At 64.0% G+C, this 22,200-nt stretch carries 18 protein-coding genes and 4 tRNA genes; 9 read left to right on the top strand and 13 right to left on the bottom strand.

The window, feature by feature from the left end; genetic code table 11:
• Nucleotides 1-2: 2 nt before the first annotated feature.
• The 3 genes from J0O65_RS14390 to J0O65_RS14400 all read right to left on the bottom strand — a co-directional run bounded on the left by J0O65_RS14390 (nucleotide 3) and on the right by J0O65_RS14400 (nucleotide 4,715).
• Nucleotides 3-2,267: an ATP-dependent DNA helicase gene (locus J0O65_RS14390; protein WP_215407710.1), complete on the bottom strand. Its 2,265-nt coding sequence runs from the start codon at nucleotides 2,265-2,267 to the stop codon at nucleotides 3-5.
• Nucleotides 2,264-3,916, bottom strand: coding sequence for a VRR-NUC domain-containing protein (locus J0O65_RS14395; RefSeq protein WP_215407711.1), 1,653 nt, complete (start codon nucleotides 3,914-3,916; stop codon nucleotides 2,264-2,266). The genes J0O65_RS14390 and J0O65_RS14395 overlap by 4 nt, the downstream gene beginning before the upstream one ends.
• Before the next feature lie 94 nt (nucleotides 3,917-4,010).
• Nucleotides 4,011-4,715 carry an SMI1/KNR4 family protein gene (locus tag J0O65_RS14400; protein ID WP_215407712.1) on the bottom strand — a complete coding sequence of 235 codons (705 nt, stop codon included), beginning with the start codon at nucleotides 4,713-4,715 and terminating at the stop codon, nucleotides 4,011-4,013.
• A 152-nt stretch (nucleotides 4,716-4,867) separates the two neighbouring features.
• On the opposite strand from J0O65_RS14400, the gene J0O65_RS14405 reads away from it, so the two are divergent.
• Nucleotides 4,868-6,085, top strand: a complete 1,218-nt coding sequence (locus J0O65_RS14405) for an MFS transporter (RefSeq protein ID WP_215407713.1) — start codon at nucleotides 4,868-4,870, stop codon at nucleotides 6,083-6,085.
• The gene (locus J0O65_RS14410) at nucleotides 6,082-6,714 is read left to right on the top strand and encodes a helix-turn-helix transcriptional regulator (protein WP_353056196.1); all 633 of its coding nucleotides are present in this window, start codon (nucleotides 6,082-6,084) and stop codon (nucleotides 6,712-6,714) included. The genes J0O65_RS14405 and J0O65_RS14410 overlap by 4 nt, the downstream gene beginning before the upstream one ends.
• Nucleotides 6,715-6,755: 41 nt before the next feature.
• On the opposite strand, the gene phaP is transcribed toward J0O65_RS14410, so the two are convergent.
• The 4 genes from phaP to J0O65_RS14430 all read right to left on the bottom strand — a co-directional run bounded on the left by phaP (nucleotide 6,756) and on the right by J0O65_RS14430 (nucleotide 10,489).
• The gene (phaP, locus tag J0O65_RS14415; RefSeq protein WP_215407714.1) at nucleotides 6,756-7,367 is read right to left on the bottom strand and encodes a TIGR01841 family phasin; all 612 of its coding nucleotides are present in this window, start codon (nucleotides 7,365-7,367) and stop codon (nucleotides 6,756-6,758) included.
• Between the two features lie 107 nt (nucleotides 7,368-7,474).
• The gene (locus J0O65_RS14420) at nucleotides 7,475-7,669 is read right to left on the bottom strand and encodes a hypothetical protein (RefSeq protein WP_215407715.1); all 195 of its coding nucleotides are present in this window, start codon (nucleotides 7,667-7,669) and stop codon (nucleotides 7,475-7,477) included.
• A gap of 47 nt (nucleotides 7,670-7,716) precedes the next feature.
• Entirely contained in the window at nucleotides 7,717-9,969 is a 2,253-nt protein-coding gene (locus J0O65_RS14425; protein WP_215407716.1) for an ATP-binding protein, read from the bottom strand.
• Nucleotides 9,970-10,060: 91 nt separating this feature from the next.
• A complete protein-coding gene (locus J0O65_RS14430) occupies nucleotides 10,061-10,489 on the bottom strand; it encodes a winged helix-turn-helix transcriptional regulator (RefSeq protein ID WP_215407717.1) in 429 nt (142 codons plus the stop codon).
• Nucleotides 10,490-10,604: 115 nt separating this feature from the next.
• On the opposite strand from J0O65_RS14430, the gene J0O65_RS14435 reads away from it, so the two are divergent.
• Nucleotides 10,605-11,456 carry an SDR family oxidoreductase gene (locus J0O65_RS14435; RefSeq protein ID WP_215407718.1) on the top strand — a complete coding sequence of 284 codons (852 nt, stop codon included), beginning with the start codon at nucleotides 10,605-10,607 and terminating at the stop codon, nucleotides 11,454-11,456.
• A gap of 97 nt (nucleotides 11,457-11,553) precedes the next feature.
• On the opposite strand, the gene J0O65_RS14440 is transcribed toward J0O65_RS14435, so the two are convergent.
• From J0O65_RS14440 to J0O65_RS14455, 4 genes are all read right to left on the bottom strand, one after another.
• Nucleotides 11,554-11,638, bottom strand: a tRNA-Leu gene (locus J0O65_RS14440).
• A 73-nt stretch (nucleotides 11,639-11,711) separates the two neighbouring features.
• Nucleotides 11,712-11,796 (bottom strand) — tRNA-Leu (locus tag J0O65_RS14445).
• A 75-nt stretch (nucleotides 11,797-11,871) separates the two neighbouring features.
• Nucleotides 11,872-11,956 (bottom strand) — tRNA-Leu (locus J0O65_RS14450).
• A gap of 317 nt (nucleotides 11,957-12,273) precedes the next feature.
• Nucleotides 12,274-12,358, bottom strand: a tRNA-Leu gene (locus J0O65_RS14455).
• Between the two features lie 387 nt (nucleotides 12,359-12,745).
• On the opposite strand from J0O65_RS14455, the gene rnr reads away from it, so the two are divergent.
• From rnr to udk, 6 genes are all read left to right on the top strand, one after another.
• Nucleotides 12,746-15,256 carry a ribonuclease R gene (gene rnr / locus J0O65_RS14460; RefSeq protein ID WP_215407720.1) on the top strand — a complete coding sequence of 837 codons (2,511 nt, stop codon included), beginning with the start codon at nucleotides 12,746-12,748 and terminating at the stop codon, nucleotides 15,254-15,256.
• Between the two features lie 3 nt (nucleotides 15,257-15,259).
• A complete protein-coding gene (gene rlmB, locus J0O65_RS14465; RefSeq protein WP_086148101.1) occupies nucleotides 15,260-16,003 on the top strand; it encodes a 23S rRNA (guanosine(2251)-2'-O)-methyltransferase RlmB in 744 nt (247 codons plus the stop codon).
• A 191-nt stretch (nucleotides 16,004-16,194) separates the two neighbouring features.
• A complete protein-coding gene (gene cysE, locus J0O65_RS14470; RefSeq protein WP_215407722.1) occupies nucleotides 16,195-16,944 on the top strand; it encodes a serine O-acetyltransferase in 750 nt (249 codons plus the stop codon).
• A 10-nt stretch (nucleotides 16,945-16,954) separates the two neighbouring features.
• The gene (locus J0O65_RS14475; RefSeq protein ID WP_215407724.1) at nucleotides 16,955-17,653 is read left to right on the top strand and encodes a YceH family protein; all 699 of its coding nucleotides are present in this window, start codon (nucleotides 16,955-16,957) and stop codon (nucleotides 17,651-17,653) included.
• Between the two features lie 14 nt (nucleotides 17,654-17,667).
• A complete protein-coding gene (locus J0O65_RS14480) occupies nucleotides 17,668-18,171 on the top strand; it encodes a DUF2199 domain-containing protein (protein ID WP_215407726.1) in 504 nt (167 codons plus the stop codon).
• 59 nt (nucleotides 18,172-18,230) lie between these two features.
• Complete coding sequence (gene udk, locus J0O65_RS14485; RefSeq protein WP_215407727.1) at nucleotides 18,231-18,875, top strand: uridine kinase; 645 nt, start codon at nucleotides 18,231-18,233, stop codon at nucleotides 18,873-18,875.
• Between the two features lie 11 nt (nucleotides 18,876-18,886).
• On the opposite strand, the gene J0O65_RS14490 is transcribed toward udk, so the two are convergent.
• Together J0O65_RS14490 and J0O65_RS14495 are read right to left on the bottom strand one after the other, a co-directional pair.
• Nucleotides 18,887-20,056 (bottom strand): HlyD family type I secretion periplasmic adaptor subunit, encoded by a 1,170-nt coding sequence (locus tag J0O65_RS14490; protein WP_215407729.1) that lies wholly within the window; start codon nucleotides 20,054-20,056, stop codon nucleotides 18,887-18,889.
• Nucleotides 20,053-22,185 (bottom strand): ATP-binding cassette domain-containing protein, encoded by a 2,133-nt coding sequence (locus tag J0O65_RS14495; protein ID WP_215407731.1) that lies wholly within the window; start codon nucleotides 22,183-22,185, stop codon nucleotides 20,053-20,055. Before J0O65_RS14495 ends, J0O65_RS14490 begins: the two co-directional genes overlap by 4 nt.
• Nucleotides 22,186-22,200 lie beyond the last annotated feature (15 nt).

Consider the following 22,200-nt stretch of genomic DNA (forward strand, 5'->3'; position numbering starts at 1 on the left):
GATTATTCACCCGCCAGCTGCACATCCCACCACGTGGGCAAGAGCTGGCGGATTTCCGGGCGGGAAAAACGGTCGTCGATCAGGTAGACGACGCCCTTGTCCGACTGCGTGCGGATGACCCTGCCTGCCGCCTGCACCACTTTTTGCATGCCCGGATACAGATACGTGTAGTCGTAGCCTGCGCCGAAGAGGTCGCCCATGCGCTGGCGGATCTGCTCGTTGACGGGATTGATCTGCGGCAAACCGAGGGTGGCGATGAAGGCGCCGATCAGGCGCGCGCCGGGCAAGTCGATGCCTTCGCCGAAAGCGCCGCCCAGCACGGCAAAGCCGATGCCGCGCGTGTCCAGGCCGAAACGGCCCAGGAATTGCGCGCGGGCAGCGTCGTCCATGCGGCGCGGCTGCTGCCAGAGGGGCACGTCCGGATAATGCTGGGCGAACAGCGTGGCCGTCTTTTCCATGTAGTCAAAACTGCTGAAGAAGGCCAGGTAGTTGCCCGGCGTTTCCGCGTATTGCTTCGCCATCAGCTGGGCGATGGGCAGCAGCGAGGCGGCCCGGTGCTGGTAGCGCGTGGAAATGCCGTCAGCCACGCGCACGGACAGCTGCTGCGCCTGGAACGGCGATTCCACGTCGACCCAGGCCGTGTTCTCCGGCATGCCCAGGGTGTCGCTGTAGTAATTCCACGGACTCAGGGTGGCGGAAAACAGGGCCGTGCTGTGGCTGGCCGCGAAGCGCTCCTTCAAGAACGGCGCCGGCACGATGTTGCGGATGCAGACGGTGGAACCGGTATCCGTTTTGCTGACATCGAACAGCGAATGCGCGCCGAAGCTTTCCGCCAGGCGATTGATCAGCAGCACGTCGAAATAAAAGCGCTGCAAGTCCTCGTCCAGCGCGGCAGCGTGCTCGGCCATGTAGTCGCCGATGGCCGTCGCCACGCCTTGCAGGGCGCCAAAGAATTTATCGGGCAAGGCCGGATGCACATGGTAATCGCCATCCTGCTCTTTCAGTAAGGCCGTCCACTGGCGCGAGAGGCGGTCCAGCGGCTTTTTCAAGGCCTCGGGCGCGAACTTGCGCAGCATTTTCAGGTCGATCTGCGCCAGCTCGGCCGAATACATGCCGCGTGCGCGCGACACCATATTGTGCGCCTCGTCGACCAGCACGTTGACTTTCCAGTCGTGGGCCAGGGTCATGCCGTACAGCATGGCGCTGAGGTCGAAATAGTAATTGTAGTCGCCGATCACGACGTCGCTCCAGCGCGCCAGCTCCATGCCCAGGTAGTAGGGGCAAATACCCTGCTGCAAGGCGATGGCGCGCACGGCTTCCTTGTCGAGGATCAAGCCGCTGGCCAGCGCCACTTCGCGCGCCAGCGGCAAGCGGTCGTAAAAACCCTTGGCCAGCGGACACGATTCGCCGTGGCAGGCTTTGTCGGGATGCTCGCAGGCGCTGCTCTTGGCGCTCAGTTCCAGCACGCGCAGCGGCAGTAGCGGCGCGCTATCTTTCAATATGGCGCAGGCGTCGAGCGCCATCTGGCGTCCCGGCACCTTGGCGGCGAGGAAGAACAGTTTATCCAGGCCATGCGCGGCCGTGGCCTTGAGCATGGGAAACAGGCTGCCCACCGTCTTGCCGATGCCGGTCGGCGCTTGCGCCAGCAAGCCGCAGCCGCGGCTGCTGGCCTTGTACATGGCTTCGGCCAGCTGGCGCTGTCCCGGGCGAAAGTCGGCATGCGGAAAGGCCATGCTGCTGAGTTGCGCGTCGCGGCTGGCACGGTGCGCCAGTTCCTGCTCGGCCCAGTCGAGGAACAGCGCGCAATGCTGTTCGAAGAACATGCGCAGCGCCTCGGCCGTGCATTCTTCGTGCATGACCGTTTCCTTCTGGCTGGCGACGTCGAAATACACGAGCGCCACGCGCAGCATGGGCAGGTTCAGCTGCTGGCACAGCAAATGGCCATAGATGCGCGCCTGCGCCCAGTGCAGCTGGCGGTGGTTGGCGGGCATGGCGTCGAGCTCGCCCCGATAGGTCTTGATCTCTTCCAGCTGGCGCCTTGCCGGGTCGTAGCCATCGGCGCGGCCGCGCACGTGCAAAGGCCCAAAGTCGCCGGACAGGCTGATTTCGCGCTGGTAATCGTCGTCGCGCCGGCCCGTGACGGTGGCGTGCCCGGCCATGCCTTCCTGCGCCGTGGGCGAGGGCGTGAAGCGCAAGTCCAGGTCGCCCACCTTGGCCGTGAATTCGCACAGGGCGCGCACGGCGATCGTGTAAGTGTTGCTGCTCATGCGGCCGCCTGCCATTGCAGGTAGCACACGCTGACGGGCATGGCGTGCTCGGCGCAATACGCGATCCAGCGCAGCTGGTTGTCTTGCAGGCGGTCGCCCGGACCCTTGACCTCGATCATGCGGTAGCGCCGCTCGGCCGGCCAGAACTGGATCAGGTCGGGCAAGCCGCTGCGGTTGCTTTTGATGTCGAGCAAGATGCGCTCGAACGCCTTCTTCAGGTGCGCGGCCGGCATGCAGGCCAGCGCCAGGTCCAGCAAGCCGTCGTCGAGCACGTCCCAGCTGACGAAGGGCGAGACGATGCCGTGCTTGGCGGCCAGGGTGGCGCGGATGCTGGCCTGGTAGCTGCCGTCGTCCAGTTGCGCCAGGCAGGCGGCAAAATCCAGGCTGCGGCGCTGGTAAAAATCGGCGCTGTGCAAGTCGGCCGGGCCACGGTGGAAGGGGTGGAAGAAGGCGCCTGGCATGGCCTTGAAGATGGCGGGCCAGCACAGCAGGCCGAACAGCGAGTTGATCAGGGTGTTTTCCACGTAATACACGGGCGCGTCGTCCCGCATCAGGTGTTGCCGCACCACCCCTTCCACGTAGCACGCCTGTTCCGGATACGGTAGCCGCAGGTCGATGCGCTCGACGGCGGCCGCCGCGTTGGGCGCCTGCTTCGCATGGCCCAGCTTGCGCCGCAAACGGGGAGCCATGCGCAGCAGCAATTGCTGTTCCGCTTCGCTTTCCGGCGCGGCCAGGGCGATCGTCAGGCGCTCGTAGGCCGCTTGCGGTTGTTCATCCTTTTCCAGCACGCGGATGGCACGGCCCCGCGCGCCCGGATAGCGGCAATCGGCATAGGCGCGGTAGGCGGCCGGCCAGTCCTGGCATTTCTCCAGGTGCTGGGCGATCTGGAAACGCAGCTTGTCGCGCCGGCTGGCCAGCCAGGTATTGTCCTCGGACAAGGGCAGCGCCGCCAGTTCCTGCAGCACCTCGTCCGCCGACGCGCTGTCGTTGTAGCGTTCGCGGCACTGGTGCAGCACTTCATAGTGCTCGATATCCTGGCGCGTGCGAAAGCCGCGCGAAGCGGGCGAGAATTCCACTTTTTCGTATTGATACACGCCCAGGTCGGACAGCACGAATTCCGACCAATCCTGGTGATAATTGCCAAAGTAAATCAGGCGCAGGCGGTCGCACAGCGCTTGCAGGCCGATGCGGTACAGCACGTCGGTGCAGGCCGGATACCAGGCGGAAAACGGTTTCTCTTCCGCATGCAGTGCGCGCAAGGCGTCCAGCTGCTCGGCCTTGCGCGCCGCTTTCAGGGGCGCGTCGAGGTGGAAGGCCTGGGCGAGCTCCGCTTTCAGCAGCAGCTCGAACAGTGCATCGAGCGAAATGGACGGATCGGCCTCGACCCAGCCTGTTGCCAGCAAGGGCAGGGCGGCCGCGCGCGTGTCGCCGATTTCCGGATAATTGAGCTTACTGGCGCGAAACAAACAACCCTTGCGCATGACGAGGCGCACGAACAGGGCGCGCGACGGCTGCGGCAGTGCGCCGAAGTCGGCGATGAAGCGCGTCTCTTCAGCACTCAGCAGATCGGCGTAACGCGCGCTGATCCAGCTCAGCACATCCTGGAAATTATCCAGATAGTACAGGGGATTTTCCAGGACTCTCAGCATGGGGATGGTAATAGGGCAAGTTGCAAGGTGATGACTTTTACTGTGTTTATATACAGTTTAAACCTTCAGCCGCCGCTTGCCCAGCGAATTATGTTCAGCCAGCCGCGCTGTAGGCAAAACAGTGGTCGAACTGATCGTAGGGAATGCATTCCTCGCGCAGGCCGGCCAGCTCGACATCGGTCAGCAAGCCCCGGTGCGCTTCTTTTCTGCCCTTCGGCAGCGGCACATCGTAATCGATGATGTCCCTGGCCAGCAGCGTTTGCAGGATCTGCGCCTGTTCCGGCGTCAGGTAGCGCGCATGCGTGCCCAGGGTGTTTGCCAGCTGGTCCTTGAATTCCTCGTCGCTGACCTCGTTGTACGTATCCTGGTCGGCCATACTCCTTAACAGCATGTGAAACAGGAAATCGTGCAGGTTCTTTGCCAGGTATTGGGCTTCATTCTGGTCATGCCACAGCAGCACGACGGGCATCTCGCCAGCGTGCTGGCTGGACGCGAAAAAGCAGTAGTGGTCGCCGGCGCCCGTCTGCGCGAACGGGATGAAGCGCAAGGCGGGATCGATCTGGCGGTAGTCGTCGGGGTCGGCCAGTTCTTGCATGGCTGCCGCTACGGCATCGACGCTCAGCAATTCGAAATCGTCGGCATGCAGCAGCAGGGTGGGCCGCTCGGTCAAGGTGGGATAGACCAGCTTGTACCAGTCGGGGCCATATTCGCCCACGGCCAGCATGCCGTCGCGCTCCAGCTGGCGATACAGCGCAGGATAGGTGAAGCCGTGTTGCCGTTCCATTTCTGACAGTGTCATGTTTGTCCTGTTCGACGTGAGTCATGAGGCGATGATAGCCGAGGTGATGGCTTGCACGTTTCATTGTGACAATGCTTGGCATTAATAAACATTTTAGTTTACTTATGTGGCATGCTCACGTAGTCTTGCCAGACACTATCCATCGAGCCTGCATGAAAAATATCATCCTGATTTCCGCTGCCTGTTTGCTGGCGCTGCTGTCGACCATCGGCGCCTCGCTGCCATACCCGATCCTGCCGCCCCTGTTCGCGGCCGAGGCGCCGAACGCCTTCAACAATTTCCTCGGCTTGCCGTCGAAACTGCTGTTCGGCCTGGCGCTGACCATCAATCCGCTGGGCTTGCTGATCGGCTCGGCCTTGCTGGGCCCCCTGTCCGACCGCTATGGCCGCCGCCCCTTGCTGATGCGCACGGCCGTGGGCGCCGCCATCGGCCATGCGATCACGGCCTGGGCGCTGGTGATCCAGTCCTACCCGCTGTTCATCGTCGCCCGCTTCATCACGGGTTTGCTGGAAGGAAACGGCGCCGTGGCGCGCGCCATGCTGGCCGATCAATTGACGGGGCCGCTGCGCCTGCGCGCCATGTCCTGGCTGAACGGCGCGTTTTACCTGGGCTGGCTGGTGGGTCCGATCCTGGCGGGCGCCACCTTGGGCTGGGGCGTGACGGTGCCGTTCTGGATCGCCGCCGCCGCCCTGATGCTCGTCGCCGTGCTGGTGGCCGTCGGCTTGCCGCGCGAAACGCCCTCGCTATTGACGACGTCGTGGTGGCAAGTGGCGCGCGACCGCCATTCGCTCAATTTGCTGCGTCATGGCGAACTGCGCACCCTGTTCATCGTGCAACTGGCACTGACCTGCGGCGTGGCCAGCTTCTACGAGTTCTATCCGCTGTGGCTGGTCGAAACGGCCAATTACCATGCGCAGGAGATCGCCTGGGTGAATGTGGGCCTGTGTGGCACGATGACCATCACCTCGCTGCTGGCGGGCGGTCCCAGCCGCCATGCGCCCTTGCTGCGCGCCAGCTGGTATGCGTGCGGCGTGGCGCTGGCCGTCGGGATTTTGGCGCTGGGCAATATCTGGGTGGGCATCGCCGCCATCGTGCTGTTCGGCATTCCGAATGCGCTGTACAACACCGTGATCCAGGGCTGGTGCTCGGAACGCTTCAGCGCGCACGGGCAGGGGGCCGTGATGGGCTTGCTGGCCACCACCTTTTGCATCGCCAACATCGTCGTCGCCCTCAGCGGCTCCGTGCTGACCCTGATCGACACGCGGCTGATCCTCGTCGCGGGCGCCTTGTCCGCCGCCTGGGCCGCATGGCGCATGGTCGCCTGGCGCCGCCAGCTGGACGGTGCCGTCGTCGCGAAGGCCGCGGCGTGAGCGCCAGCACCTCCGAGCAGACCTTGTTCCTGCTCAAGATGCGCGGGCCGCAGACGGCGCAGCAACTGGCGGCCCTGCTCGATATCACCTCCATGGGCGCGCGGCGCCAGCTGGAAGCGGCGCAGGACAGGGGACTGGTGGTCTTCGAGGACGTGGCCGACAAGGTGGGCCGTCCGTCGCGGCGCTGGGCGCTGACGGAGCAGGGGCACGCGCGCTTTCCCGACCGCCATGCCGACCTCACCCTGGAATTGATCGCGCAAATCAAGACGCTGTTCGGCGACGCGGGCCTGGATAAACTGATCGGCGCGCGCGAGCGCAGCAGCGAGGCCGATTACGCCAGGCTGGTCGACGTGAGTGACGATCTGGCGCGGCGGGTGGACAGCCTGGCGCGGGCGCGCGATGGCGAGGGTTACATGGCCCATGCCGAACCGCAGGACGATGGCAGTGTCTTGCTGGTGGAAAACCATTGCCCGATCTGCGCGGCGGCCACGGCGTGCCAGAATTTCTGCCGCTCGGAGCTGGCCATCTTTCAGCGGGTATTGGGGGATGATTGCACGGTGGAGCGCAGCGAATATCTGCTGGAGGGGGGCAGGCGTTGCGTGTACAGCATCATGCCTATCGGGACCTGAGGAATCAGGCCCCGATAGCTGCGAACGTACTTCTTGTTAATTTACTTCTTAGTCGCCTTCGGCTTGGCGGCAGGCGTGGCCTTTTCCGCCGCGGCGGTGGCGCCGCTCGTCGCCTTTTCCGTGGCCTGCGCCACTTGCGCGCTGGCCTTGGCGATCTGCTCTTCCACGGTTTTCACGGCCTGTTTCGTGGCCTTGGTCACTTGTTCGTAGCCGAGGAAGGCGTTGTCGATGGCGGCCTTGACGATGGCGACGGCGTTTTCCGAGCCTGGCGGCACGTTTTTCGTGACGTCGTAGATCAGGGCGCTCAAATTGCTTTTCGCTTCGGCCACGTGGGCTTCGGCGGCCGTGGTGAATTCCGTGTGGATTTCCTTGATAATGTCGTCGAGTTGCTGTTTATACGCTTTCGCGCCGGCCACGCCAGGTTGCAGCTGGGCGGCGGCGGCGGCCATGGCGGCCTTCGGATCCTTGGCCTGGCTGATTTCCTTGCCGGCGGCAAGGCCATCCTCGATGCCGGACTTGGCGGTGGCCATGTTCAGCGCCAGCACCTGTTCCACACCTTGCACGGCCTTGGTGGTGAGGGTGTTGAAGGTCATCAGCTGGAATTCAAACAGGGCCTTGGTGGCCGTTGCGAATTGTTCGGGATTCGTAAACATGTGGTCTCCTCGGTTTGAATAGATACGTTCTTATCGTTCCATACTCTTTCGACGCCGCAATGCCATCGCTTGATCTCAAGCCGGTGCCCCGTGTGGTCATGACCCCATTATTTAACAAGCGCCGGTTTTTCGCAACGGCTATCTTTGTACGGTCCCGAGGCCAGTTCCCAGCCAAATCCCAGCGTCGATTGGGCGCACGCCAGGGTGCCGTCGATCTTGCTGCGCCACTGGTACCAGGGGGCAGGTCCGGCCATTGCGCAGGCGCAAGCTGCCAGCAGGGCCGTGGCGATCAGGTATTTCATACGTGCTCCGAAAGAAAAGCGTGCCGGCATTGTAGCGCGCCTGCCATTCAGGGGGCGGGCGACTGCGGCGCCGTGACGGGCAGTTGCAGGGTGAAGGTGGTGCCGCTGCCGGCGCCCGTGCTGCTGATGGCGTCGATATGGCCGCCCAGCACGCCCGTGACGATGTTGTGCGCCACATGCAGGCCCAGGCCCGAGCCACCCGAGCCGAGCTTGGTCGTGAAGAAGGGATCGTAGACGTGCGCCAGGTCGTCGGCGGCGATGCCCACGCCCGTGTCGGCGATGGACACGGTGATCGTCTGCCCGTCGTCGCTGCCGCGCGCCCTGATGGCGATGGTGCCGCCGCTGCGGCCTTCGAAGGCATGGCGCAGGCAGTTTTCCAGCAGGTTGCTGAGCACCTGGCCCAGCGGGCCCGGATAACTGTCCATGGCCAGGTCGTCCGGCACGTCCTGCGTCAGGCTCAGGCCGGCGGCCTTGAGCGGCGTGGACAGCGGCAGCATCAGTTCGGCGATGAACTGGCGCAGCAGGAAGTGGCGGCGCTGCGAGCTGGCGCGGTCGACGGCGATCTGCTTGAAGCTGGAGACGAGGTCGGCGGCGCGCTGCAGGTTGCGCAGCATGATGGCGTCCGCCTCGCTGGCCTGGGTCAGGTAGGCCCCCAGTTCGGAGCGCCGCAAGCCATCGAGGAAGCTGGCCTGGATTGCGCGCGTGCGCTCGGCCATGGTGGTGGCCACCACCAGGCCGTTGCCGATCGGCGTATTGAGTTCGTGCGCGATGCCGGCCACCAGCGCGCCCAGCGCGGCCAGCTTGTCGCGGCGCACCAGTTCTTCCTGCGTGATGGACAGGTTCTCCAGCGCGGCGGCCAATTCCAGGTTCGTTTGCTCCGACTGTTCCTTGGCCTGCGTCAAGGCGGCCGTGCGTTCGGCCACCAGCTCTTCCAGGTGGGCGCGGTGGCGCTGCAGTTCGCGTTCGTGGCGCATGCGGCCGATGGCGATGCCGGCCAGGTCGGTCGCCGTGTCGATCAGTTCCAGGTCGCGCGCGTCGGGCTCGCGCACGTCGCGGTAGTACATGGCAAACGAGCCGAGCACGGCGCCATCCTGGCCGAAGATGGGGCGCGACCAGCAGGCGCGCAAGCCGAACGGCGCCGCCAGCTCGCGGTAGGGCGCCCACAGCGGGTCGTGCATGATGTCGCTGACGACCACCGGTTCGCGCAGGAACATGGCCGTGCCGCACGAGCCCACGCCGGGCCCGATGGCCACGCCTTCGAGCAGGGCCATGTAGTCGGGCGGCAGGCTGGGCCCGGCCGCGCTGTGCATGCGGACGCCGTCATCGTCGAGCAGCATGATGGAGCAGAGCACGCCGCGCGACTGGCCTTCGATCAGCAGCAACAGCTGGTCCAGGGTGGGGATCAGGGGCGCGCCCTTGGCGACCATTTCCAGCAAGGCGCTCTGGCCCGCGCGCATCGCTTCGGCGAGGTTGCGTTCGGTCAAGTCGATGATGCGCGCATGCACGAGCTGGCGACCCGGCACGGACAGGCGCATCAGCCGGATTTCGCAGGCGATCGGGTGGCCGTCGCGGTGGCGGCAGCTGGCGCGGAAGACGACGATCTTGCCTTGCAGGGTATCGCGGATCTTTTCTTCCAGCAGTTGCGGCGAGGCCCGGCCATCGTCCTGCTGCCGGGGGAACAGCGGCTCCATGCCGCCTTGCAGCAGCTCGGCCAGCGGCATGCCGAACAATTCTTCGGCCAGGTGGTTGGCGTCGATCAGCAGTTGGTTGTCGATATCGAACAGCAGCACGGCGTCGGGCGAGCCGGCCAAGATGGAGTGGTAATTGACTTCCAGCGTTTGCGGATGCAGGGGGCGCGGTGGCGTGACGGGCGTGGCGAAAGGGCGGGCGGCGGGCGCCTCGGCCTTGTGCAAGGCCAGTTCCATGAGGATCTTTTCCGCCACGTCGCGCGCATTGAAGGGCATCTTGATGTAGTCGGATGCGCCGGCGCCCACGCTGCGGCCCTGTTCCTCGGCGCTGGGGGTGGCCGACATCAGCAGCAGGGGCACGCCGTGGCGGCCGCCCGCATTGCGCAGGCGCATGCAGGTGGCGCCGATATTCGTGCCCGCCAGGGCCGCGTCGAGCAGGATCAGGTCCGTGCCGCCGGCCGCCAGTTCCACGCCTTCGTCGATATCGCCCGCCAGGCCCGTGCCCAGGTTGTGCCGGTCCAGCACATACAGCAGTTCGCGCACATCGTTTGGCGAATTGCTGACAAGTAGCACATTGGCCCGGTCGGAGATGGAAGAAATCAACTGGTTCATGGTGTCGCGCCCTTACGCGTGTCATGGGCCTAGTATTACATCAAGGCAAGTAGGAGTAAACGATAATTCTTGATGATCAAAAGCAATCTGATCAAGCCGCATTTTGCGCTGGCGGTGCCGCCTCCAGGGCCGCGCGCGCCTGTTCGATGCGCGGGTAATTATCCTCGATCCAGTCGACCAGCACGGCCAGCCGTTCGGCTGCCTCGCGTCCCAGCGGCGTGAGGCTGTATTCCACCTTGGGCGGGATCACCAGATACGCCTGGCGCAGCACGAAACCGTCGCCCGCCAGCGCTTCCAGGGTTTGCGCCAGCATTTTTTCGCTGACCCCGCCCACTTCGCGGCGCAGTTCGCTGAAGCGCCGCGTGCCGCTCAAGAGCAATACCAGCACCAGCACGGCCCAGCGGCTGGTCAGGTGGCTGAGCACGGCGCGCGACGGGCAGGCGGCCGCCAGCAGATGCGCCCCCTGGTTCTGGCGGGCGAGGGCGGCGCGCAGGCTGGCGCCGGGAGTGTCTGTGGACATGATAGTTGGCCTTCGAATTTAGTATTCAACAGTACTTACCAAAAGGTACGTACTTACAATAGGTAAGTAATAGTCCTATTATAGGGTTTTACCACCCACGTACCAAGGAGAAATCATGATCGTCATCACCGGCGCCACAGGCAATCTGGGCCAGCACGTCATCGCCAGCCTGCTCAAGTCCGTCCCTGCAGCGAACATCATCGCCGCCGTGCGCAACCCGGCCAAGGCCGCCGGCCTGGCCGCCCGGGGCGTGCAGGTGCGCCAGGCCGATTACAACGATGGCGCCAGCCTCGACGCGGCGTTCAAGGGCGCAACAAAAATCTTGCTGATCTCGTCGAGCGAAGTGGGCCAGCGCGCGCAGCAGCACCAGAACGTCATCGACGCGGCCAAGCGGGCCGGCGTGTCCCTGCTGGCCTACACCAGCGTCTTGCGCGCCGACACGTCGCCGCTGGGCCTGGCCGCGGAACACGTGATCACGGAAGCGGCCATCCGCGCGTCAAGCCTGCCATACGCTTTCCTGCGCAACGGCTGGTATTTGGAAAACCATACGGAACACCTGGCGCCCGTGCTTGAGCATGGCGTCGTGCTGGGCGCGGCGCAAAACGGGCGTTTCTCGTCCGCCGCGCGCGCCGACTACGCGGCGGCGGCCGCCGCTGTCCTGACGGCCGCCCAGCCGCAAGCCGTGTATGAGCTGGCGGGCGACCAGGGCTTTACCCTGGCGGAATATGCGGCCGAAGTGGCGCGCCAGTCGGGCAAGGCGATCGTCTACAAGGATATGCCGCAGGCGGACTTCAAGGCGGCGCTGGTGGGCGCGGGCGTGCCGGAAGGCTTTGCCGAGCTGCTGGCCGATTCCGATGCGGGCGCGGCCAGGGGCGGCCTGGAAGACCATGGCAAGCAATTGAGCGCGCTGATTGGCCGTCCGACGACGCGCCTGCCTGACGCCGTCAAGGCGGCGCTGGCCAAATAAGGGGAGGGTGCCGCGGGTCGGGAAGACTGCGCGGCATTGCGGAATGAAAAAAGCCGCAAACTCGTGAAAGTTTGCGGCTTTTTTGCGAATGTGGTAATGGTGCCCACGAAGGGACTCGAACCCCTACACCCGAAGGCACATGGACCTGAACCATGCGCGTCTACCAATTCCGCCACGTGGGCACTGATGCTGCCAATGCTACTGCTATATCTCACTGCTGTACTGCGGATTACAACGAAAACGACTCGTTGCTGGTGGTGCCCACGAAGGGACTCGAACCCCTACACCCGAAGGCACATGGACCTGAACCATGCGCGTCTACCAATTCCGCCACGTGGGCATTGTGCTGCTCATTTCAACTGCATACTGCTTGCTACTGTACTGCGGATCACAACAATCGACAACTTGTTGCTGGTGGTGCCCACGAAGGGACTCGAACCCCTACACCCGAAGGCACATGGACCTGAACCATGCGCGTCTACCAATTCCGCCACGTGGGCATTGTTACTGCTTGCTGCTTGTCGCTGCGTGTTCTGCAGCGAGGACAAAATCATAAGGGCTGGCGCGCATTCGGTCAATCAACATTTTGCACTTTTCTTCAAGAAACATGTTTTTTCGCCTGAAAAGGGCTGTTCCCTATGGAAAAAGGTCAAATCTGCCTCTTTTTTCAGCGATTTCATCTCTTGTTTCTATTCACGGGGTGCCGTGCTGTCTGGTTGTCGCAATGTGGCTGACTGATGGCTTGGGGTATTTTCATCTCGGAAATGAAAAAAGCCGCAAACTCGTGAAAGTTTGCGGCTCTTTAGCGAATTAGGTATGGTGCCCACGAAGGGACTCGAACCCCTACACCCGAAGGCACATGGACCTGAACCATGCGCGTCTACCAATTCCGCCACGTGGGCACTGATGCTGCTTGCTGACTCATTGCAAAATAACTTCGCAACAATTCTGCTATTATAACGGCTTGAAGAGTTTTGCGCCAGATGAGCTTTCGCTCCATACTGCACATCAACCCTGTACCGCTTTCCTGCAACTGCATCCCCGTGAAGGTTTGTCGCTGCAAGAGACCGAGATTATAGAGCAATATTTGCCGAAGTCAAATGCATTGCACAGCTTTTCTCCTTTTTTTCATCGGCGGGGCACTTGTTCGGTTTCCGCTACGCTGTCCGTTAGGCAAACCAAGGCGTCCTCCGGTACACTATCGAACATCACCGTGTCAATATTGACGGTGATGTCATCGGTCTTTGTTCTCCGTTTGATCACTGTCAATAACAACTATAGAAATACTTTTGAGCCAAAATACCCACACCATCCCCAGCCGGGAGGACATTCTCGGCATATTCCGCAGCGTCAACGCGCCTCTCGACCCGCAGTCTCTCGGGAAAACGCTGCAAGTGCATGCCGATTCCATGGATGTCCTCGTTCGTCGCCTGAAGGCGATGGAGCGCGACGGCCAGCTCAAGTCTGACGCCAGCGGTGTTTTCAGCCTGGCCGACCAGAGCGCGCTTGTCGCCGGTCGCGTCACCAGCCACCGCGATGGCTTCGGCTTTGTCATTCCCGACGACGCCAGCGCCGACCTGTTCCTGCCTGAGAAAGAAATGCAGAAAGTACTGCATGGCGACAAGGTCATGGCCCGCATCGTCGGCACGGACCGCCGCGGCCGCCCGGAAGGCACGATCGTGGAAGTCACGCAGCGCGCCAATACCCACGTCATCGGCCGCCTGATCCAGGAAAACGGTACCTGGGTGGTGGCGCCGGAAGACCAGCGCATCGGCCAGGACATCCTGGTCACCGGGTCGGTGGGCAAGGCGAAGGCTGGCCAGATCGTCAGCGTCGAGCTGACCGAGCAGCCGATGCGCTTCAAGCAGCCGGTCGGCAAGATCGTCGAAGTGCTGGGCGCCCTGGATGATCCCGGCATGGAAATCGAGATTGCCGTGCGCAAATTCAACGTGCCGCACGTCTTTTCCGCCGCCGCCCTGAAACAGGCGGAAAAACTGCCGTTCGAAGTGCGCGCCGCCGACCTGAAAGACCGTGTCGACCTGCGCGACGTGCCATTGGTGACCATCGATGGCGAGGACGCGCGCGACTTCGACGATGCCGTGTATTGCGAACCCGTCAAGGTGGGACGCGCCAACTGCTTCCGCCTGATCGTGGCGATTGCCGACGTCAGCCATTACGTGAAACCGAACGACGCGCTCGATATCGACGCGTTGGAGCGCAGCACGTCCGTCTACTTCCCGCGCCGCGTGATCCCGATGCTGCCGGAAAAACTGTCGAATGGGCTGTGCTCGCTGAACCCGGCCGTCGACCGTTTGACCCTCGTCTGCGACGCCGTCGTCAGCGACAAGGGCGAGCTGAAGGCGTACCAGTTCTATCCGGCCGTCATTCATTCGGCCGCGCGCCTGACGTATGACGAAGTCGCCGCCGTGCTGGGCAACACCAAGGGACCGGAGGCGGCACGCCGCGCGGACATCCTGCCGCACCTGCAGAACCTGGAAGCCGTCTACCGCGCCTTGCTGAAGGCGCGCACGGAGCGGGGCGCCATCGATTTCGAGACGACGGAAACGTATATCGTCTGCAATAGCGCCGGCAAGATCGAAAAGATCATCCCCCGCACGCGCAACGAAGCGCACAAGATCATCGAAGAGTGCATGCTGGCAGCCAACGTCTGCGCGGCCGATTTGTTGCTGCGTAACAAGCATCCAGGCACCTACCGCATCCATGCCAGCCCGACCAAGGAAAAGCTCACGCAAGTGCGCACCTTCCTCAAGCAGGTCGGCTTGAACCTGACGGGCGGCGACACGCCGTCGGCATCCGATTACCAGACCCTGATGCAGCAGATCAAGCAGCGTCCCGACGCCGCCCTGCTGCAGACGATGCTGCTGCGCTCGATGCAGCAAGCCGTCTACAGCCCGGACAATATCGGCCACTTCGGCCTGGCCTACGAGGCGTATGCCCACTTCACCAGCCCGATCCGCCGCTATCCCGACCTGCTGACGCACCGCGCCATCAAGGCTATTTTGCAAGGCAAGAAATACGAGCCGAAGCTGTCCGATAAGGTCGTGCTGAACACGAACGTGTCGAACGCCACGCGCAAGCAGCAAGCCAAGGACAAGGCCGACGGCAAGCCGAAGAAGACGGACCTGACGATCTGGGACGCGCTGGGCGTGCATTGCTCGGCCAATGAACGCCGCGCCGACGAAGCGTCGCGCGACGTGGAAGCGTGGCTGAAGTGCTACTTCATGCAAGACAAATTGGGCGAAGAGTTCACCGGCACCATCACCGGCGTCACCACCTTCGGCGTGTTCGTGCAGCTCGACACCCTGTTCGTCGAAGGCCTGGTGCACGTCACCGAGCTGGGCACCGATTACTTCCAGTACGACGATGCGCGCCATGAATTGCGCGGCGAACGCACGGGCAAACGTTATCAATTGACGGACCGCCTGACGGTGCAAGTGGCGCGTGTCGACCTGGAAACGCGCAAGATCGACCTGCGCCTGGTCACCGATGCGGAACTGGCGGGCGAAGAAGCGCCGGCCAAGCCATCGGGCGGCAAGCGCAAGGGCGAGAAGAAATCCATGGTCAAGCCCGGTCCAGCGACCGAGCAGCGCCATGAGATCAAAACCAGCGTCGCCACTGGCGCCAAGGCCAAGGCCGGCGGCAAGGCAGCTTCGCAAGCGGCAGCCACCAAGTCGGCCGCGCCCAAGCGCAGCAAGAAACCAGCCGCGGCGCCCGCTGCGGCGGCACCACGAGCAGCAAAAACTGTATCTGCATCAAAAACAAGCAAGAAGAAACGATAAATAATGAAGAATAAAATGATTTTCGGCTTCCACGCCGTCACCTCGCGCCTGCGTCATGAAGCGTCGTCCGTGGAAGAAATTTTCGTCGACGCCAGCCGCGTCGACGGCCGCATGAAGGACATGATCGCCGCCGCCAAGGCGGCCAACGTGCGCGTCATGCCGGTCGATTCCTCGCGCCTGGACAAGATCGTCGGCACGCGCCGCCACCAGGGCGTGATCGCGTTTGCCTCGCAACTGTCGCTGGCGCGCAATCTCGACGAGCTGCTCGACGCCATCGACGGCCCGCCGCTGCTGTTGATTCTCGACGGCATCACCGACCCGCACAACCTGGGCGCCTGCCTGCGCGTGGCCGACGGCGTTGGCGCACATGCCGTCATCGTGCCGAAGGACCGCGCCGTGGGCCTCAACGCCACGGCCGCCAAGGTCGCCAGCGGCGCCGCCGAAACCGTGCCATACATCACCGTGACGAATCTGGCGCGCACCATGCGTGAACTGAAGGATCGCGGCATCTGGCTGATCGGCACCTCGGACGACGGCGAAAAAGGCTTGTACGAAGCCGATTTCACGGGCCCGACGGCGCTCGTCATGGGCTCCGAAGGGGAAGGCATGCGCCGTTTGACGCGCGACACCTGCGACATCCTCGTCAGCATCCCGATGTTCGGCTCCGTCGAGAGCCTGAACGTGTCGGTCGCCTCCGGCGTGTGTCTGTACGAAGCCCGCCGCCAGCGCATCGCGAAAGAAGGCTAAAAAACGTCCAGGGCGGCGTTGCATTGCCTCGCCGTACTTGCGTACTGTCTTCGGCAATGCGCCTTGCCCTGAACGTTTTGTAGCGCTTCTTTATATGCCGCCGCCCTTGAGGCGGCGGTTGTTTATCTGCCTCCCCGGCAGCACGCCGCCGAATACGCTACCATTTGCGTTCCACCTTATTCATAGTCATTATGTTCCACCACCTGCGCGAAGACATCAACAGCATCATCGAACGTGACCCGGCCGCCCGCAATGGCTGGGAGGTGCTGACCTGTTATCCGGGCTTGCACGCCATCGTCATGCACGGCTGGGCGCACTGGTGCTGGACGCGGCACATGAAGTGGGTGGGGCGCTTCATTTCGTATATCGCGCGCATCATCACGGGCATCGAAATCCACCCGGGCGCCGTCATCGGCCGGCGCGTCTTCATCGACCATGGCTTCGGCGTGGTGATCGGCGAGACGGCCGTCGTCGGCGACGACTGCACCATCTACCAGGGGGTGACTTTGGGCGGCACCTCGCTGCACAGCGGCAGCAAACGCCATCCGACCCTGGAACGCGGCGTCATCGTGGGCGCAGGCGCGCAGGTGCTGGGCAGTTTCACGGTGGGCGAGTACGCCAAGGTGGGCTCGAACGCCGTGCTGTTGAAACCCGTGCCATCGGGCGCCACGGCCGTCGGCAACCCCGCGCACATCGTGCAAAAGGATGTCAGCGCCTTGCGCGAGGGCAGCACGGCGCACCTGTTCGCCGCGTATGGCGTTACGCCCAACGGCGACGACCCGCTGTCGAAAGCCCTGCAAGGCCTGATCACGCATGCCGTGGCGCAGGAACAGCGCATCGAGACCATCCTCGCCACGCTGAAGGCGGCCGGCATCTGCTGCCAGGGCGTGCCCGAGTGTGATAAATTCGATTCCGAGCAAATGAACAAGCTGGTTGATTAAGGATACAGGCATGAATACTGATGTGACGGCAGGCGAAAAAAGTACGGACAATCCGAATCTGCTCGACCCCTTCGAGATCCGCGTGCTGGCCGTGCTGGCCGAAAAGGAAGCGCTGACGCCGGACAGCTACCCGCTGTCGTTGAATGCCCTGACGAACGGCTGCAACCAGTTGTCGAGCCGCGACCCCGTCATGGCGCTTTCCGAGGAAACCGTGTATGACGTGCTGCAGCGTTTGATGCAGCGCAAGTTCGTCAACGGCATCACGCAGGCCGGCGCGCGGGTCGCCAAGTACGAACACCGCATGCGCATCAAGTGGTCGCTGGAACAGGACAAGCTGGCCATCCTGACGATCTTGATGCTGCGCGGCCTGCAGACGGCGGGCGAGATCCGCAGCCGCAGCGGCCGCGTGCATGAATTCAAGTCGGTGGCGGAAGTGGAATCCGGCCTGCAGTTCCTGATCGACAAATACCCGCCGCTGGTGGCCAGGCTGGCCGTCGCCCCCGGCGCCAAGGAACCGCGCTACGGCCACTTGCTGGGCGGCGAGGAAGCGCTGGCGCAGATCGAGACGGCGGCCGGTTTCGCGGGCGCCGTCAGCGCGCCGCAGCAGGGCAGCAGGGTGGCCCAGCTGGAACAGGAAGTGCTGCGATTGCGCAGCGATTTCGACGGTCTGGCGGCGCAGTTCGAGGCGTTCCGCAAGCAGTTCGAGTAAGGCTTCCTTCCCGCATGACTTTTTCCTTCCTGTGCCGCTCCTGCGGCGAGACCCACACGGGCATGCCCAGCTTCGGCGCCGACGCGCCTTGGCTGTACGAGCAGATGGCGCCCGCCGAACGAACCACGCGCTGCCAGCTCGACAGCGACGCCTGCATCGTCGACGAGGCGCACTGCTTCGTGCGCGCCACCATCGACATCCCCGTGCATGGCGTTGACGAGCCATTCAGCTGGGGCGTGTGGGTGTCGCTGAGCGGCGAGAGCTTCGACGCCTGGGACGCCTGTTTCAACGACGCCAAGCGGGTCCACATCGGCCCCTTCTTCGGCTGGCTCAGCACGCAGCTGCCCGGATATCCGGACACCCTGAACCTGAAAACCCGCGTGCACCTGCGCGACGATGGCATACGTCCGGCCATCGAACTGGAACCGACGGAGCACCCGCTGGCGGTGGAACAGCGCGACGGTATCACGGCAGAGCGGGTAGCCGGGCTGTATGCGCGACTGATGCATGGCGCGTGACAGGCCCCGCTTTGCAGCCGCTCCCTGTCGGTACGCTCACGTTTCCGGTATCATTCGGCATGAACAATATTTCCTTCCAACCGTTTGTCATTGGTGTCGCCGGCGGTAGCGGCAGTGGCAAGTCAACCGTATCACAGCAGGTCCTGGCGTCCTTTGGCGCCGACATGGTCTCGGTCGTGATGCAGGACGACTACTACTGCGACCAAACCCATCTCTCCCCTGAAGTCCGGCGTCAGCAGAATTACGACCATCCGCAGGCGTTCGAATGGCCATTGCTGGTGCAGCACATCCAGGCCTTGCGCAATGGCGAGGCGATCGAGATGCCCGAGTACGACTTCACGCTGCACAATCGCTCCAACAGGACTATTCCCGTCAAGCCGGCGCCGGTGATCGTGATCGAAGGCCTGTTTGCCTTGTATGACGAAGACTTGCGCAACATGATGTCGCTGAAGATCTTTGTCGACACGGCCTCCGACGTGCGCTTCATCCGCCGCATGCAACGCGATATCACGGAGCGGGGCCGCTCGGTGGAAAGCGTCATCGAGCAGTATCTGGAAACCGTGCGCCCGATGCACAAGCAATTCATCGAACCGACCAAGCGCAATGCCGATGTCATCTTGCCGCACGGCGCCAATGGCCCCGCGGTCGACATGATCACGGCCAAGGTGGCCAGCGTGATTGGTCGATTGAAACCGGCCGTTTGACGCCTGCCGCGTCAGCGTTCCCCCATCGACTCCGAAAACGTCTTGGTGATCGGTTTCGTCAGGTAGCGCAAGACCGTCTTCCTGCCCGTGTTGATTTCCACGGTGGCCGTCATGCCGGGCTGGATCAGGATAGGCTCGCCATTCTTGCCCATCAGGTTGCGCCCGCTGGTCTTGATCTGCACGCGGTAGTAGGGCTGCTCGTTGCCCTTGTTGTCTTCACTTAAGGTGTCCGCGCTGATGTAGCTGACGGTGCCGCGCAGGCGCCCGTAGATGCCGTAGTCGTAGGCGTCCAGTTTCACGGCCGTGGGCAGGCCGGGCTTGATGAAGGCGATGTCGGCCGGCTTGACTTTCGCTTCGATGATCAGGTCGTCGTCCGTCGGCACGATCTGCAGGATTTCCTCGCCCGGCTTGGCCACGCCGCCCAGGGTGGTGAGGCGCACGTTGCGCACGATGCCGTCGGTGGGCGCGTAAATGTCCGTCGAGCCCAGCTGCTCCTTGCGCTGCGTCACCGTCTGCAGCACGCCGGCCAGGTCTTCCTGGGCTTTCACCAGGTCCGTCTGGCTGTCCTGCAGATATTTGTTGCGGCGGTTGGTGATCTGCGCCTGGATGTCGACCACCTGCCGTCGCAGTTTCAGCACTTCGGCGCGGCTGACGTCGCCCGTTTCCAGCAGCGGCAAGTTCATTTCCAGCTCTTCCCGGATCAGCTTCATGGCGCTGTCCAGCGAGCCCACTTCCGCCTGCACGGCGCCCTGGCGCTTGCTGAACAGGGCCAGCTGGTTGGCGCGAAATTCCGGAAACGCCTGCAGTTCGGGCGGGAATTTCGGCGCGCCGCCGAACACTTCGGCCTGCAGGCGCGCCACGGCCGCCTTCAGTCCGGCCGCCTTGGCCGTGCTTTCCAGGTAGCTCGTCTCGGCCCGCGTGCGGTCGAAACGCGCCAGCAATTCGCCCTTTTTCACCACGCTGCCTTCGTGCACGCGCAGTTCGGCCAGCACGCCGCCATCGGCCACCTGGATGATCTGGTTGCGCGAACTGGCGATCACCTGGCCGTTGGCGCGCGTGACCTGGTCCAGCTGCGCCCACGACGCCCAGGCGATGACGCCGGCCAGCGCCGCCGTGCAGCTCCAGATCAGCACCCGGCCCCGTTTCGCTTCCTCTTTCGTCTCGACCCTGGCCAGCTTCATGCGACGGCTCCTTGCGCCACCGGCGCCGTGGCGGGACTGGGCACGGCCTGCGGCTTGCCCGACAGCTTGGCCAGGACAAGGTCGCGCGGGCCGTCGAGCAGCACCCGTCCCGCCTGCAGCACCACCAGGCGGTCGAGCAGGGGCAAGAGGGCGTTCTTGTGGGTGGTGGCGACCATGGTCACGCCTTCGGCCGCCAGTTCGCCCAAGAGCCCCACGATGCGCGCTTCCGTCTTCGCATCCATGGCGCCCGTCGGTTCGTCGAGCAGCCAGATGCGCGGCTTGGCCAGCAGCAGGCGCGTGACGGCGATCAACTGCCGCTGGCCGCCCGACACGCCGCGTCCGCCTTCCGTGATGCCCAGCGCGAGTCCCCGCGGCTGGCCCAGTATCAGCTCGATCAGGCCCGTGCGCTTGGCGGCCGCCAGGATCGCTTCCTCGCCCGGGTCGGCCAGCCCCAGCAACAGGTTGTCGCGCAGGGTGCCGCTGAACAGCCGCGTTTCCTGCGGCAGGTAGCCGACCATTTCGCGCACCACGGCCGGCGCCAGCAGGGCCATGTCGACGTCGCCCAGGTAAGCCTTGCCTTCGGCCGGCTGGTACAGGCCTGAAGCCAGTTTCAGCAGGGTGCTCTTGCCCGAGCCGATGGCGCCCACCAGGCCGACCCGTTCGCCGGGATGGATGGCGAGGCTCTCCACTTCCAGCGCCACCTTTTGCGCGCCGCCATACGTAAAGCGGATGCGTTCGAAGCGCAATCCCGTCTCGAGGCTGCGCGGCGTCAGCGCGAAGTGCGCGGTGTCGGCCTCGTTGGGCAGGCTGATGACTTGTTCCAGGCCGTCGATCGAGGCGCGCGCGTGCGCCCACTGCACCATCACGGCGGGCAGCTGCACGATGGGCATCAGCGCGCGGTTGCTGATGATGGTGCACGCCATCAGGGCGCCCATGGTCATCTGGTTTTCCGCCACGAACCACGCGCCCATGGAGATCAGCGCGACGTTGGTCAGCTGCTGGAAGGCGGCCGTGATGTTTTGCGACAGGGCCGCATAGTCGCGGATGTTCTGCTCCGCATGGCTGCTCTCGGCCACCAGGTCGGCCCAGCGCGATTGCATCATCCATTCGGCGCTGCTGCCCTTGAGCGTCTCGACGCCGTCGACGGCTTCCACCAGCAAGCCGGCCTTGCGGTTGCTGGCGTTGAGATTCTTGCGCGTATGGCTCTCGATGGCGCGCTGGAACATCAGCCCGCACACGAGGGCCAGCGGCAGGGCCACCAGCGGCACCACCACCAGCCAACCGCCGATGACGGTGATCATGGCGAGGAAAATCAGGGCGAAGGGCACGTCCGTCAGCACGAACAGCGAGGTCGACGTGAGCACGCCGCGCACCATCTCGAAGCCCTTCACTTGCGCCGCCAGGGTGCCGACGGACGCGGGGCGCGCCTCCATGCGGATGCCCAGCATGCGCTGGAAAAACCACTCGGACAATTCATGGTCGACGTCATTGCACGAGTGGTCGACGATGCGGCTGCGCACCTGCTTGAGGATGAATTCCAGGCCGATCGACAGGGCCACCCCCACCACCAGCACCCACAGGGTGCTGAAGCTCTGGTTCGGGATCACGCGGTCGTACACCTGCATGGAGAACAGCGAGGTGGCCATGGTCAGCAGGGTCACCAGCGCGGTGGCCAGCACGGCGTCGACGAACACGCTTTTTTTCAGCCACAGGGCGTTGCGCACCAGGCCCAGGGCGCCGGGGCGGGCGCCGCTTTTTTCGGGGCGGCGCGGCAGGCCCACGCACGCCAGGCCGGCCAGCGAGGCCAGTTGCAAGGCGCGCCCGTCGACGCCTTCGCCGCGCCAGGCGCCGTCGGCGCCGCGCGACTGCAGCAAGCCCCAGCCCGTGTTGGCGCTGTGGACGGCGAACGGCAGCTCGCCCGGCGTGGGATCGTGCAGCGGGCTCGCCGCGCCTTCCAGCCCCGCCGCCTGCCAGATCGTGGTCAGGAGCATGGCGGGGGCGCCGCCGTCGTCGGCGCCGTCGAGCTGGCGTTGCAGGTCGGCCAGGCGGGCGCCGGCCACGTGCTGGCCCGTCAGGCGGGCGGCGCGCTCGATGAGTGTCAGCAAGCCATGTTTGATGGAGGTATCCACGCTGTCTCCTGTGTG

The sequence above is a fragment of the Janthinobacterium sp. JC611 genome (genome assembly GCF_018682595.1).
In the GTDB taxonomy this organism is placed as follows: Bacteria; Pseudomonadota; Gammaproteobacteria; order Burkholderiales; family Burkholderiaceae_D; genus Janthinobacterium.